Source organism: Candidatus Williamhamiltonella defendens (genome assembly GCF_900699045.1).
GTDB classification, from domain to species: domain Bacteria; phylum Pseudomonadota; class Gammaproteobacteria; order Enterobacterales; family Enterobacteriaceae; genus Hamiltonella; species Hamiltonella defensa_A.
Genome location: NZ_CAADHL010000001.1, coordinates 626,913 through 641,501, shown reverse-complemented (window position 1 = coordinate 641,501; position 14,589 = coordinate 626,913). Strand labels below are relative to the sequence as shown.

The following is a 14,589-nucleotide window of genomic DNA, read 5'->3' as shown; positions in this document are numbered from 1 at the left end:
AGACAGAAACCAAAATGGCTGTCCTCGTACAAGGATCTGCCGAAATTACTAACGCATTGCAATACGTACGAGCAGATTTTATGACACGAATTTATGACCGTAATAAAAATAAGTTTACATCCTGTATGACCGAGACCGTCAATTTTATATTCAACAGAATAAACAACATTTTACGTGAAAAATAGTAAGAATTTTCTCTCTTCGCGGGGCACATTTGATAGCGACGTTTGCTAACACGCCTGCCGCTAAAGAATTTAGAAAATGGTTTTTGAATATTTTCGATAAAGAAGTCGGAGTTTCGCAATAACAGCCCTACTCCCCAGAAGTGTTCAATGGAAACGACCTCAATAACCTGGCTCTATTCGTTTTGGAGGTGGGTCACGGATTTCATTTTGACGACTCATGACGTCACGCCATTTAGTTTGCTCTGCAATGAACACTTTATTAAAAGCGGCGGCACATCAACCCAACAATACCTTAGCATCGATCTTATTCATGCATCAAAAACCTTAATGGAGAAAATACAGGGCACAAATAAAAAATCGGCTAATCGGGATCTCCCTCCTCATCTGCATGTTCGTAATCACGGCTACTACTGTTACCGATCCCCGCAGACGGGGAAAGAATATACATTAGGAAAGGAAAATCTGATGACCATCAACAAAGCCATTTCGGCTAATCCGCAGATTTTTGACGCCGCTGTAAGCCTCAACAATAGAATTAAGGCATTGAAGGCACTCTAGATGACAGAATGGATTGAAGAATTTACAAAAAAATGACTGCCACGTTCAACTTGTATCAAATTAAGAATGAATTTAGCCTTACTGACAAGGTTAAAGACTCAGAGATATCTAACGCATGCAAGGAAAGATATTCATGATGAGAAGTGATGCCTTCAGAAAGGCAAAATCAGGATAATGTTAGCGATACCATGCACATTCAATTTAGAGACGATTGAAGAAACATTTGAAGGTATTCTCAATCCATGTCGATAACAGATATGAGGGAGGGAACAACCCAAAATATGCTCGCTGATCGGTCGGATTTAAAGCATGAAGAAAAAATTTCGATTTAAAATGGAAAGGAAGAACACCGCCTCCATTGCATGCGATCAGAATCTAATCGGCCAGGCTACACAGTGATGAAAAATAAAGATTTTGCGTGAAAATTATCGGGTCACCCATCGGGGAATATATAGACTACTACCGAAACCGCAGAGGAATTGTGATTTAAATTCTAAAAAAGACAGATATATAAATAATAACATTATGACTAAATTGTGATTTATGGTGACTTTTCTGTTTTAAATTATTGATTTTTATATTAAATAAAATATGCCATGTTACAAAATTAAATATCGCAATTTAAATGACTTTATTAACATCGCCATATTAATTGAAATATGCAAGCACGAGTTTTATTCGAGAATAAATAAAAACGTCCATCTGAAACAGGAAAAAGAAGAGAGAGCTATCATGAAAATATTGATTTCCGGTGCCACCGATTTTATTAGAAGCATTTTAGTATCATCATTTTCGAATAAGTTTGAGATCGCCGTATTAGGTCGAGATATGGAGCACCTAAAAAGACGTTTTCCTCAACATTATGCCGTCGACTGGAAGGGAGTGAAAGCAGAATCAGTAATGAATTATCAAATCGTCATTAATCTTTGTGGTGAAAATATTGCTGATAAACGTTGGACAAGCGAGCAAAAACAAAAATTTTACAAAGCTGTGTAGAATTTACGGCCCAGCTAGCTAGCTGGGCCGTAAATTCAATCGCACCACAATTATTGCGATTCCTTAATAATAGCGCTGCCGGTATTTATAGTTTAAATACAATAAAAAATGCAGAAAACACACCGATAACACTTTAGGAACATTGTTTTTCACAACAAGTTGTTCGTATATGGAAATCTACGGTCCAGAAAAAATTAAAAAACAAAATTAACTATACCATTATGCGGTTTGGGGTCGTCTTAAAAAAACATGGAATGCTGAAAAAATTAAAAATACCTTATTAACTTGGATTTGGCAACATCCTGGGTATGCGGATAATAGTAAATCAGTTGGATTCACATTGAGAATTTAGTCAGAGCAATACGGCTTATCATTAAAACTCAATCAATTTCAGGCTTAAGCAATATAATTTGCCTTGAAGTCGTGACACAAAAGCAGTTGGCAAAAAATCTGACAACAGTTTTTAATCTACCTTGTTTCTTTCAAACCCCAATTTTTTATTAAGTTATTATTTATGAAAATGGGCGAGGAGCTATTACTATTTAGTCAAAAATTAATTCCTGAATATTTATAAAAAGCGAACTTCTTTATCCCATATCAGAAAAAGCGATTTTTCATAAACACAATTAAATAGGTACTATAAACATCGATCATTTTTTAGCATTTAGAGGATGCTTATCAATTACCATAAACTTCGCCTCCTAAATGATAAAATTCACTGATTGGTATTAATAAATTAGACTGCATTAAAGAATTGAATAAATAAAAATATCTTCATTCAAAAGAGATTATCAAAAATTTATATTTGAATTTGGTAATTTAAAAAGCATCTATTCGTACACAACTCAAACATACGATCCATTTTATAAACGAAATTCTGAGGTTTTGATATCATATTTTTTGTTAATTTATTGATTAAAAAATCACTCAACTGATTCCATTAAGGTGTAATAAGTACTATGTCTAATATCGGTATTTTTTTTGGCAGTGACACAGGAAACACTGAAAACATTGCCAAATTAATTCAAAAACAATTTGGTAAGCAGGCGAAGGTTTATGACATCGCTAAAAGTCATCAAAAAGATTTAGAAAACTTTGACATTCTTTTTTTAGGTATTCCGACTTGGTATTACGGGGAAGCCCAATGTGATTGGGATGATTTTTTCTCAACCTTGGAAGAGATCAATTTCAAAAATAAATCGGTGGCCATATTTGGTTGCGGTGATCAGGAAGATTATGCTGAATATTTTTGTGATGCAATGGGGATGATACGCGATATTGTCGAGCCTCGTGGGGCGAAGATTGTCGGACATTGGCCAACCGAAGGGTATTATTTTGAAGCCTCGAAAGGGCTGAGAGATGATGATCACTTTATTGGTTTAGCCATCGATGAAGATAGACAAGGTGAGCTCACACAAGATCGCGTGGATAACTGGCTCAAACAGGTTGCTTTAGAGTTGGGGCTCGAAATATTAAAGACGGATAAAACGGCGTAAAATAAGTTTTGAGGACACAGAGCAGATAGAAATATACAGTTATACTAAAGCGCCCGAGTTAAGCACAGTATGTATAGGATTGAACCGAGATGAAAGACAATAATATAGCTTTAAAAAAAGCGGGCCTTAAAATCACCCTCCCACGTCTCAAAATACTGGAGATCTTACAAGATCCAGTCTGTCATCATGTCAGCGCGGAAGATCTCTACAAAAAACTGATAGATATGAATGAAAAAATCGGTTTAGCAACTGTGTATCGGGTTCTCAATCAGTTTGATGATGCGGGGATTGTTACACGACATCATTTTGAAGGTGGGAAATGTGTGTTTGAAATAAAACAGCAGCATCACAATCACTTAATTTGCTTAGATTGTGGAAAAGTGATTGAGTTTCTTGATAAATGCATTGAAGGTCGTCAACGGGAAATTTCTAAAAAACATGGTATCAAATTAACCAACCGCAGTTTATGTTTATATGGGCATTGCGAAAGAGACGAATGTTCTAAGGAGGAAGATTTAAAAGAAAAAACAGTGATGTGTAAAAGATAAAATTAAAATTTTTTTGCAATTTATAGTAGTGTGTCTATATTTTTACAATTAATTTAATCGGACATTGCACTCAATAGTCATTTTTATCAAAATATTTTTGATCAACCAATAATAAAATATTGCAACCCGAATTTTTCGTAAGTGATGAATTAATAATTTTAATCTGAAAAATATATCAATAAATTAGAATCATCTTAAGGTAAGCGGCTCATCTGGTCACCTCAGTAAAACAAGTAATTTACATCGCAGTAAGCGATGTGAAAATCTTAATGATATTCCAAACTCCAATGACGACTCTGGACTTAATTTGTTTACAGCTGTAAAAAATACACCAAAGAATCCGGAGTCTCGTCAAAGCATAGAAGCATCTTCAAAATTAATAAAAAGAGAAGGAGAAAAAATATTGAATTCAAAAAATACAACACAAGCGTTGTTGTATAAGTCTCACGTCCATAAGTTTTAATCCACTGGTGTAAGCTCATCATCAACTGCTAATGCTTCCAACAATAATCAAATTGCCTCAGCTGCAGATGTTAAGATACCAAAAAAGTTCAAATTAAGAAAACCAAGACTAATTCAAAAAAACCAGTAGTATCATTATTCACACAATTCACCGAGGCATCTTCAGCATAGGTAACCGAACCAATACAATACAAAGAGCGTCCAGGGACACTGCCATCACAAAAAAATAAATTATCCCGATAATGACAGGATATAAAAGATGTATTTTCTTTTTTATTTTGGAGTTTTTTCATGCACCAAAATCAAACGTAATGATGCGACAACAATTTCAAAAATCAAAATTACTGTAGCTAAACCCGTGAGTAAACAAATTCTGGAAGAATTATCAAAAAAACTGGATAAACTAATCAACGGATTATTTAGGGAATCAGGTTATTTTTACACCTTAATAAGCTTACAAAAAATTAATTCTGGCAAGAAAGTTTATATTGATAAAATCTACAATCAAGACACGGCAATTGGTTTTTTAAAAAAATTTTGAAAAGTGTCACCCATTTAAAATATGAAGAGATTCAAAAAATACTCTCTAATGATAAAATAACTCATCAGAAAATAGTAGAATCGCTCTATAAAATAATCAACTTCTTCAAGTATCTAAACGAATTATTGATGATAATTAAAACGTTAAGCAAATTTTTCAAAAAAGCATTCAGTAATGCGAATCGCAAATTTAATGTAACATCTTTCACAAGATGTATTCCAAATCTTATTAAATGTAAATCTAAAAACTTAAATTTATTTGCGCAACAATCTAAAGATTGACCTTAAATGATTTCAAAAATTCTTCACAAAAATACTTTAGAAGCAATTTTTAGTAAAAAGGCAGATGTAGAAGCAGCAGCAAAAACCACTTCATGACAAGTCAACTGATATGCTGACTACAAGCCATAGTTAAATTAAACTTTATATATGATATTGTTTTTTCTACGAAACATGGATGTTTCTAAGGCAAATCAAGCCAAAAAATGAACTACGTCTGATAGATGTGTCAGAGGCGAATTATAATTTGAGGTTTGGAAACGTTATGTGCATTGATTTTCCAGGGCGGTACATGTGAGTACTGTTTTATGATTTGGCGGTGAGAGAGGGATTCGAACCCTCGATACGCTCTCGCATATACGCGCTTTCCAGGCGTGCTCCTTCAGCCACTCAGACACCTCACCGTTCAATGACACTTTATCCAATACCGGCGTAATATAGGGATCCTCTTTATTAGGGTCAATAGTTATTTGTTCAGTGTGACTTAAAACCTCGGTCTGTTACGTTTTTCTGTTTCTTTGATTGTCTAAATTTGAGTTTCACCCTTCAACGATCACCAGTGCTATTACATAGTGCCTTTCATCTGATATCGAAAGATGCCAAGATTTAACGCTGAGCCTGACTGCAATCTCATCAGCTTTATCTAATACCAGTAAACGTGGTTTTCCTAGTGGGTCATGAATCACTTGAAAATGCCTCAATTCCAAGCCATTGCGAAAGCCCGTTCCTAGTGCCTTCGCTGCGGCCTCTTTAGCCGAAAAACGCCTTGCAATAAACCGAATAGGTTGTTGTTGTTGTCGATATTCAGATAATTCGAGGGGGGTTAAAATGCGATGGGCAAGTTTGTCGCCGCTGCGGGCAATAATAGCCTGAACGCGAGCGATTTCAACAATATCTGTGCCCATGCCTAAGATGGCCATTATTGTCGCGCTTCTTTTATGAGTTTTTTCATCTCGCTGACCGCGGATGCTAAACCAGAGATCAGTGTGCGGCTAATGATCGCGTGGCCAATATTGAGTTCTTCTATATCTAATATGGCGGCAATCGCTTTCACATTATGGTAATTCAGGCCGTGCCCTGCATTGACTTTCAGTTTTTTTTGAGATGCATAAGCCGCCGCATCCACGATGCGTTGGAGCTCACTGTTTTTTTGATTACCGGATGTATTGGCATAAGTGCCAGTATGAAGTTCAATATATTGTGCTTTCGCTTGTACAGCTAAATCAATCTGCTGCTTATCAGGATCAATAAAAACAGATATCACGATCCCTATTTTTGATAACACCGCGATCATTTCAAAAATATTATCGGTTTTTACCGTCATATCCAAACCACCTTCTGTTGTAATTTCTTCTCGTTTTTCGGGTACCAGGCAACAGGAATATGGTTTGATAGCAGAAGCCATCTCTCGCATTTCATTTGTAACCGCCATTTCTAAATTTAAACGTGTCTGAATCGTTTGAGATAAAAGGTGAAGATCGCGTTCTGTGATATGCCGTCTATCTTCTCGCAAATGTACAGTAATGCTATCGGCACCTGCTTGTTCTGCAATAAAAGCCGCTTGAACGGGATCGGGATACAGGGCCATTCTGGCATTTCTCAGCGTGGCGACATGATCTATGTTGACACCTAATAGGATATCTTTCATTGATGTTTCTCTGATTAAAAATAAAAGCATAAATAAGGTGGTATTTTAACGTTACCATCACTTTAATATCACTCCTTGAAGCCATCTCGCGAATGTCCATCTCAGTTAAAACCACTGATCCTTATAAAATAAACTTTATTTGATATTTTTTATTTTTATATAGTTTATATTTCTTTTTATTAATAATCTTTACTAACTAAGTAATAAATTCTTTTGAATACAGCGATGAAAAACAAGTTAATTTCAATCAAATTAAAAAATAGATAAAAAATCATGACCATATTTAGATCATCAAACAGTACAAAAACTTTAACTGCAAGAACAAATGTTTTAGAAAAGGAATTCTATGAATTGGAAAAAACAAAAAAATCTTTTAAATCACAAATTAAGTCCGTGAGTAATAGTATCACTCAAATACTCTTGAAGAAAACTTGAAGAATGCAGGAGGTTTACAGAAGAAGTTAGGTGTTTAAAAGAATAAGTTAGATGGAAAATATTCCAAAAAAAGTATTTTTCAGTAAAAGTGATCAGGAAAAGTCTATAAAGATTTCAGGATTACAGGAAAGAATTTCTGGTACTCAAAAAAATCTTGATAAAAAATAAAGGAATTAGAAAAAGATATTAATAACAAAAAACACAATCAAGAGCTTTTAGAGATGCGGCAAAAATATACGTGAAGAATTTACGCGTACACTTGATAAACAATTTTGAGATCAGTTGAACTAAGTTGATTGATAAAAATACACAGAACTCTCAATGATCAAGGCAAAGAGGATATTTTTGTTATCCTCTTTTTTATATTGTCATCACCTTAGAGGGTTAGGCCTTCAAGGTGAAGCAGATAGTTGAAGATGAAATAACTGGTATCACTGTCTGCAAAACTTTATCTCTAGGGATATAAAATACTTCCTCTATCTCTGAAAATCTAGAAATGAGTTGCCTTAATTGATTTAGGTGCTAACCTCGTTCTTCAATCTGAGGTTGTGAAACAGTTGATCTGAAATGAGATCTGATTCATTCAGAGAGTTGATGCTCACTGTGTTCACACCTCCTGCTTTATCCATAATGGACAGATGCCTATAGGTTTTATCTAGCATAAAATTTATCAGATATAGCATAACATCTTCTGCATATGCATCACTATCACATCGTCATTTTCTTATTTTATTGCAATCTCTTTTGGTGAAAAAGGCAAAAGCAAAATATCTTACTCCAGGTTTCCCGTTTCATGGGCATCATAATTATCAATGCTTACCGCTTTTTCTGTCGGTCTATCTGAGACGACGTAAATATCTCTTCCCCCTTTTTTTGTAATCTCTATTGACCTGTTGTACTCAGTAAAATATTGCTGAGATCATCTCCTTGTAAGTGATTCTCAAACCAACTTTTTTTCTGGACTAATTTTAAAAAATCCGGCAAGATTTTTTCGTCTTTGAGATCGATCACTCCGGGCTTGTGCTGATAGGAATTTTTTAAATAATTAACAACGTTTCTTCACTGTCAGTTTTAGAAAGATATTTTCTATCAAAATTTGGAATATATTTTGCTATTAGGGTGAGAGATTCCGGTTCTTCGTTATCGAAATTGAACGTGATTTCAGAAAGTAGACCCATAAAAATCATACCATCTTGGGTATAAAAATATATTGGGTGGTTAAAGTTCTTTTTTGCTCTTGAGTTGAGACAATATAGAGATCAAATAATGTTAGCGTGGTTCTACTGCTATTTTTATTGCGGAATTCAATAAATACATCCTAAAATACATCCTATTTGACTCTTTTAATAATGATAATCTGATTCACCGTATAATCTATAAAAAGGGCTAAATTCTTCTGGATTATTTTCTTCTTTTATGGTTAATATCACGTCATTGGAACGTGTATTTTGTAAAATATGATAAAAATCTTTACCTGCTCCTTCCTATTCAGCCCGTCGGCCTGCGCCACTAAAGTATCAGTATCATTGCCATTAAACCCCATCAATTTATCATAGCCTCCATGTGTATTCATGGTGTTTAATTGATCTTTGCCAAAAATAATATTATCTGTTTCTGAGCAGGTCTCTATATGATGAATATTTTTTAATGTGGCTACTTTTTAAAACGAATCGGTGAAAAAAATTTTCCTATAGATTGATATAGTATCCCCCGTTTTCTTAGGATAGCTTTTTGCTCAATATCAAAAAATCCAAACCCTTCACGCCATCTAATACGCTGGATTTATCGGGTAAAACCGTGCCAGTAAAGATAAAAGTATCAGATTGATATCCCCTCAATTTTTGATACCGTCACCGGTGTCAACAATATTTTTCACTATATTCAACCACTTCATTATTTTCCAGCCAAACAAAATAAATCTTGGGGATTTTATTGGATCCAGGAAATCTGTTTCTATCACAAAAACAGATTAAGATAACCGCCTTGAAGATTCTCTCAGTGTTTTATAAAAAGTACCATTTGAATCACTACCGGTAGCTGGCTCGGGATCGGTATTAATAACAATCTTGTCATCAGTAGGTAAGAGTCTTTTGATGGTATAAAATTTATATTCACTATTTTCTAAAGTTAGATCAGCATAAATAGTTCGGTCCCTCGCTTTTCTTCTGTCATGATTTTTATAGTCTGATAATATGCTCAGAGCTTTAGAGGGCAATATTTTATTTCTTATGGTTTATTGACCTAGATATTTCAGATTCAACGTATGTTGAACACTCATTTTCGACAATCAGCTTGTTTTTATTATTTTTTATAGTGTCATTTCTCCAAAATGACGGGGCCTGTACTATAATAGTACTATCTCTATTTGATCATCTGAGTTTAATAATGCTTGAAAATTTGTTTTTACCTGTTTGTTAACATTTTTTTAGCTTTTTTTTGCCTCTACTTTCGTAACCAGATTGACAACTGCTGCGTCAACTTATACACCCAAAAAACTTAACCAGCCGTGCGTAATTTTTTAACCCCGTCAACGTAGTGTACCACTCAACTTTTTCAACCTCACGAGCGGCGTAATAAAGCCCCTGCTATACAAAGGTCAAAATTCCTAAAGTTATCCCCGTCTCTCCGGCTACTAATACCATTGTTTAGGTTAGAGCTAATAATGCCAGTATGCTTCCGATACCGATCTCAGCCTCTAAATAAGAAATAGCAATATTCCCCTTTAAATATTTTTGAATATCAGGATCAGTCTCCGTTTTAAGTTTAGTAGCTGCTATATTGACTTGATAAATATCAAAAAATACCCGCAAAGTATTTAAAATAGATCCTCCGTATTTGGCAAGTTTAAGTCCCGCTGCATACTATAAACACTTCGTTCTAGAAGAAGATATTTAAACAGATTGATAAGAGAGATTTTTTACAAAGTGTGATCCCAGTTTTCTAAAACCGAATTCTAAAAGTGTACTTTACACATCGTACAAAAGACCTAACATGACCAATTTAAATTCGAAGTACAGTTCCTGCTGTTAAAATTCAGTTGATTTTTCAGAATAATGCCGGCGCCAGTAAGGCGGTCTGTTTTGTTGAGCGAATGAATTGATCATAAGTTTCACTTAATTGCCTCAAACTTTGCACTTGACTCATAAATTAAGAATAAAGTAGGAGATCAGATGATGTCTGGTAAAATTTTTCCCAGTCGCATTCTCCCAAGGGAGAGTGAAAAGAATCCATTAATAGTTTGAGACCATTTTATTAAATGAGGTCTACTTGTCGGAAGAGATATCATTAACTAAGACTTCAACTTATTTTAACTTCTCCTTTCAAGAAGATCTGGGATCTTTTTTATTAAGTCTAGTCTCTGAAAGATATAACGAATTTTTCAATTCTTTTTTGTCATATCATCTTTGATGACCAATATTATCATTAGTGTGATGAGAGATGTTGATGACCTTTCATGGAATCCCTAATTCTTGGGCAACGTTTCCAGCCGATTCACGTAATATATTAATATTTTTCGATAAAAGAGTCTCTGAGTATGAGGCCCTGTTGAGCCCCATTTTTATTTGTGGAAGCATCATGATCTATCAAAAATAGGCCTGTAATTTTAATTTATGCTGTTACAGGATAATCGGGAAAAATATTGACATCTGGTCGCCTAGTGATCAGTACTTTATTTCGTAAAAAGGTTATATTGATAATAGTATCCGGAGTGACAACTCGTTGTGGATAAGAAAATAATTGATTCGATAGCAGACCTTTGCGTTTTAATTCAGAGAGAGTGGTGTTATCTGTGAGAGGTAATGTTGTCTTGCCACTAGTCAACTCTTTGATGTTTTGCAGAAAATTTGTTTGTATGAGGGGACGCTGGTCAGCAGATTGCTTGACTAAATTGTCTAAATTAGGTTTAACAATTGCTTCGTGTTGTGCAGCAGCTAAAATATTTTGGTTGGGGACCTGTAATATCAATCCTACCGAATAACCTCTGATGCTGTTATGTAACATGATATTAGCTGAAATAAAATAAGATTGCTTAAATGTATTTTTAATATTTTTTCTTGAAAAATGCCTGTGCGAAAAATTTAATCTTGAATTGAAGAAACATAAAGAAGACATGTGAATTTTTCACTTTTATTTTGGGATCAGTAAAATTCTTGGGTCGCAAATCATCTAATATAGGACATCACAAACAAAAAGAACAGCTATGCTTCCTTTGTACCAGCTCTCCATTTTATGCCAACCTAATAGGGTCTGTCACCTGCCGTCTGAGTCGCCCCATGTAATCTCGTATCATAGGTAAACTTTCACCAATACCAGAAACATAGAGTGTTTGTGTGCTTGCCGATATTGCCGCCTGAATACCCTAGTTTTTATCTCCCTGGCGAATTGCGTGGCAAAATTTTAGGGTTGTGACTCAGCACTTGGCATCCCACTAAACTGATGCGATTTGGCGTCATTAAATTTTTGGTTAAAATTTTTTTAAAAGTCTGTCTAAATTAATAGAATTCATACTAGAGAGTGGGTTAATAGAGCGAGAGAGAGCGCCAGGTGGTCTACTACCTGGGTGCTCTCACGACTTGCCAACACAATTTGCCTTGAAGAGTATTTAGAGAGCTATGTAATACACGATAATTATTTCGTTTATCTAGTGGAACTAAAACTGAGCTTGAGTGTTTTCAGTGAGATTTGCGGCAGATTTAAGTACAGTATCATCATCTTGTATCTGAATAATGAGTTGTCTCGCATATCAAGTCAAACCACCAGATAGTAGCACCCTTGTTATGACAGGTTGAACCTTCCATTATTTAAGGGGTACAAAGGGTACTAGTTCATTTTTATTTCGTTGAATACGACTAATATGACTCTCAGATTGATCATGAGTGATAAAATAATGTGAGGGGAATTGATCTTGAGGCAAGGTTATTTTTCATCCTTAAAAAATAGAGAACTACTAAAACAGGCTTTGTTTATTTTATTACTCGGTATTGCTCTTTATTTGGAGCATAGTAGAAGCATTGAGAATGTTCAATAAGCCTTTGCTATTCTCTGTTGTCGTTTCTTGTAATCTTGTATAATCGTGCTTTATTTTTTTCACCTAACACATGAAAGTATCGACTATTTTGACTCATCAACATCTTAAATGGCAGTCTTTACTGCCAAATATGCTTCCTTACGAGGCGTTATTTCTTCGAGTTTCTAATTTGGCGCCTATCTCTTTTGAAGATGTACAGCCAAGATTAAGCAATGCGTTGGCTCTATTTTGCCATCCTCAATCCCAAGAGCGATTTATGCTCATTAAAGCACAGGAACATGATCAGTATTTATCTCTTATTAGCCAAGCTGTTAAAAAGAAATATACTGAGCCTTTAAAATGCTCTAACGGTCGTTATGTTATTGAAGACAATGAAATTCATTGGGTTTCGACCTGTCGAGATCAAGATGCCTTCGCATCTCAATCCGTTTGCCTTTTTCAAAATTGGATTGAACCAGAACAAATGTTTGGTGCCGTTAAATTTCATCGCAATAAGATTAATCTACAACCTGGTCTTATCCATCGTGTCAATGGTGGAGGAATATTGGTCATTTCTATCAGCACTTTATTGGCCCAACCCCTGATGTGGTGGCGATTAAAACAAATGATCATTCAAAAGCGTTTCGAATGGCTTTCACCAGACGAGAAGCGTCCTCTTTCAGTGACGGTCCCACCCATGCCTTTAGATGTGAAAGTAGTATTAGTAGGGGATGCATGTCGGTTAGAAGATTTTGTTCAAATTGAATCTGAACTCAATTTATTTGCATTTTATGCTGAATTTGAAACGGAGCTTTCTTTAAAGCATCCTGACGCAATAAACCTCTGGTGTCATTACATTCATAGTTTGACAGATATGCCTTTGGTATCTGATGCGTGGCCCATATTCATCCGAGAAGCTGTACGTGAAACAGGCGACAAAAAGCGTTTGCCTCTTTGTCCTGTGTGGATAAAAAAGTGTTTATCTGAAGTTTCTCTGTACGAAAAGCAAGGAAAGATAACAGTTGATTCTCTAAATGATGCAATCAGCGCTCGTCAGTGGCGGCAAAATTATCTTTGTGAATGTATACAAAACGATATTGAAGAAGATCAAATTTTTATCGAAACCACAGGCGATGTGATTGGCCAGGTGAATGGATTAGCTGTCATTGAATATCCTGGGCATCCTCAGGCGTTAGGAGAACCGACTCGCATCAGTTGCGTGGTGCATTTTGGGGATGGCGAACTGGTCGATGTAGAACGAAAATCAGAATTAGGGGGGAATATTCACGCTAAAGGCATGATGATTATACAGTCCTTCTTAATTTCTGAGTTGGCGCTGGATCATGCACAACCTTTTTCAGCCTCTCTTGTTTTTGAACAATCCTATGCTGAAGTAGATGGTGATAGTGCTTCATTAGCGCAATTATGCGCTCTCGTGAGTGCTTTGGCACAGCAGCCAATTTATCAGGCGCGTGCTGTGACAGGTTCTATCGATCAATTTGGTCGTGTCCAGCCTATTGGAAGGATTAACGAAAAAATCGAAGGATTTTTTCAGGTTTGCGAGCGCCGAGGCTTGACAGGATCCCAAGGAGTCATTTTACCTAGTAAAAATGTTCGCCATCTCTGTTTAAATGACGCTGTTGTTGAGGCAGTCAAACAGGGGTATTTTCATCTTTGGGCGGTAGATAAAGTCGCGGATGCGTTGTCCTTATTGACAGGTATGCCTTATTTTGACTTAGATAAACCTCATTTATTACGCAAAATTCGGCAACGTATAGCACAAGTCAATCATCATGATCGTCGAGGATTTTTGGGCCGATGTTTAGAATGGTTTCAGAGATATTAAGGTCAATCTCAACAATGGCCAAAGTCTGATTTCAGTGTTTAAAATTAATATAAGGCTAATTAAAAAATATGATGAATGAATATGGCACCTATTCCAAAAAAGATCTGGAAGCTTCAGCACGTGGGGAGTTATTTGGTTCAAAAGGGCCTCGTCTGCCCGCCAGCAACATGCTAATGATTGATCGTGTCATTACCATGACTAAGGATGGGGGTATGTATGGTAAAGGTTACGTGGAAGCGGAATTAGACGTTCATCCGAATTTGTGGTTTTTTGGTTGCCATTTTATTGATGACCCTGTTATGCCAGGTTGTCTGGGCTTGGATGCCATGTGGCAATTAGTCGGATTTTATCTTGGTTGGTTAGAGAATGAAGGTAAAGGACGTGCATTAGGGGTCGGAGAAGTCAAGTTTAAGGGCCAGGTTTTACCTGATTCAAAAAAAATTACTTATTGTATTGATTTTAAAAAAGTGATCACGAGTAAATTAATTATGGGGATAGCAGACGGTAAAGTGTTGTCAGACGGACAGCAAATTTACACCGCCGATGATCTCAAAGTGGGATTATTTAAAAATACTTCGTTTTAGTAAA

Annotated in this window: 12 protein-coding genes and 1 tRNA gene; 8 read left to right on the top strand and 5 right to left on the bottom strand. The window is 35.6% G+C overall.

Annotation, left to right across the window (positions count from 1 at the left end):
- Window positions 1–392 precede the first annotated feature (392 nt).
- From CICURV3402_RS02890 to CICURV3402_RS02870, 5 genes are all read left to right on the top strand, one after another.
- A complete protein-coding gene (locus CICURV3402_RS02890; RefSeq protein WP_235667600.1) occupies window positions 393–743 on the top strand; it encodes a phage integrase Arm DNA-binding domain-containing protein in 351 nt (116 codons plus the stop codon).
- Window positions 744–1,334: 591 nt separating this feature from the next.
- Window positions 1,335–1,739, top strand: a complete 405-nt coding sequence (locus CICURV3402_RS06510) for a hypothetical protein (protein ID WP_235667599.1) — start codon at window positions 1,335–1,337, stop codon at window positions 1,737–1,739.
- A gap of 959 nt (window positions 1,740–2,698) precedes the next feature.
- Window positions 2,699–3,235: a flavodoxin FldA gene (gene fldA, locus CICURV3402_RS02880; RefSeq protein ID WP_158379746.1), complete on the top strand. Its 537-nt coding sequence runs from the start codon at window positions 2,699–2,701 to the stop codon at window positions 3,233–3,235.
- Window positions 3,236–3,324: 89 nt separating this feature from the next.
- Complete coding sequence (gene fur, locus CICURV3402_RS02875; RefSeq protein ID WP_158379745.1) at window positions 3,325–3,783, top strand: ferric iron uptake transcriptional regulator; 459 nt, start codon at window positions 3,325–3,327, stop codon at window positions 3,781–3,783.
- A 721-nt stretch (window positions 3,784–4,504) separates the two neighbouring features.
- Window positions 4,505–4,786, top strand: coding sequence for a hypothetical protein (locus CICURV3402_RS02870; protein WP_158379744.1), 282 nt, complete (start codon window positions 4,505–4,507; stop codon window positions 4,784–4,786).
- 592 nt (window positions 4,787–5,378) lie between these two features.
- Here the strand turns inward: CICURV3402_RS02870 and CICURV3402_RS02865 are convergent.
- From CICURV3402_RS02865 to CICURV3402_RS02845, 5 genes are all read right to left on the bottom strand, one after another.
- Window positions 5,379–5,468: transfer RNA gene (locus CICURV3402_RS02865), tRNA-Ser, on the bottom strand.
- Between the two features lie 135 nt (window positions 5,469–5,603).
- A complete protein-coding gene (gene acpS, locus CICURV3402_RS02860; RefSeq protein WP_158379743.1) occupies window positions 5,604–5,984 on the bottom strand; it encodes a holo-ACP synthase in 381 nt (126 codons plus the stop codon).
- Entirely contained in the window at window positions 5,984–6,712 is a 729-nt protein-coding gene (gene pdxJ, locus CICURV3402_RS02855) for a pyridoxine 5'-phosphate synthase (protein WP_158379742.1), read from the bottom strand. The genes acpS and pdxJ overlap by 1 nt, the downstream gene beginning before the upstream one ends.
- Before the next feature lie 3,080 nt (window positions 6,713–9,792).
- The gene (locus CICURV3402_RS02850) at window positions 9,793–9,957 is read right to left on the bottom strand and encodes a hypothetical protein (protein ID WP_187306905.1); all 165 of its coding nucleotides are present in this window, start codon (window positions 9,955–9,957) and stop codon (window positions 9,793–9,795) included.
- A gap of 799 nt (window positions 9,958–10,756) precedes the next feature.
- Window positions 10,757–11,149, bottom strand: coding sequence for a hypothetical protein (locus CICURV3402_RS02845; RefSeq protein WP_158379741.1), 393 nt, complete (start codon window positions 11,147–11,149; stop codon window positions 10,757–10,759).
- 904 nt (window positions 11,150–12,053) lie between these two features.
- Here CICURV3402_RS02845 and CICURV3402_RS07125 point away from each other — a divergent pair.
- The 3 genes from CICURV3402_RS07125 (at window position 12,054) to fabA (ending at window position 14,585) form a co-directional block, all read left to right on the top strand.
- Window positions 12,054–12,176, top strand: coding sequence for a hypothetical protein (locus CICURV3402_RS07125; RefSeq protein ID WP_268904286.1), 123 nt, complete (start codon window positions 12,054–12,056; stop codon window positions 12,174–12,176).
- 88 nt (window positions 12,177–12,264) lie between these two features.
- Window positions 12,265–14,001, top strand: a complete 1,737-nt coding sequence (locus CICURV3402_RS02840; protein WP_187306918.1) for an AAA family ATPase — start codon at window positions 12,265–12,267, stop codon at window positions 13,999–14,001.
- A gap of 68 nt (window positions 14,002–14,069) precedes the next feature.
- Window positions 14,070–14,585, top strand: coding sequence for a bifunctional 3-hydroxydecanoyl-ACP dehydratase/trans-2-decenoyl-ACP isomerase (fabA, locus tag CICURV3402_RS02835; RefSeq protein ID WP_158367085.1), 516 nt, complete (start codon window positions 14,070–14,072; stop codon window positions 14,583–14,585).
- The last annotated feature ends 4 nt before the right edge of the window (window positions 14,586–14,589 follow it).

Coding starts and splice junctions, on each gene's coding strand:
- CICURV3402_RS06510 (WP_235667599.1), top strand. CDS start 1,335: ATGCCATGTTACAAAATTAAATATCGCAATTTAAATGACTTTATTAAC.
- fldA (WP_158379746.1), top strand. CDS start 2,699: ATGTCTAATATCGGTATTTTTTTTGGCAGTGACACAGGAAACACTGAA.
- fur (WP_158379745.1), top strand. CDS start 3,325: ATGAAAGACAATAATATAGCTTTAAAAAAAGCGGGCCTTAAAATCACC.
- CICURV3402_RS02870 (WP_158379744.1), top strand. CDS start 4,505: ATGTATTTTCTTTTTTATTTTGGAGTTTTTTCATGCACCAAAATCAAA.
- acpS (WP_158379743.1), bottom strand. CDS start 5,984: ATGGCCATCTTAGGCATGGGCACAGATATTGTTGAAATCGCTCGCGTT.
- pdxJ (WP_158379742.1), bottom strand. CDS start 6,712: ATGAAAGATATCCTATTAGGTGTCAACATAGATCATGTCGCCACGCTG.
- CICURV3402_RS02845 (WP_158379741.1), bottom strand. CDS start 11,149: ATGTTACATAACAGCATCAGAGGTTATTCGGTAGGATTGATATTACAG.
- fabA (WP_158367085.1), top strand. CDS start 14,070: ATGATGAATGAATATGGCACCTATTCCAAAAAAGATCTGGAAGCTTCA.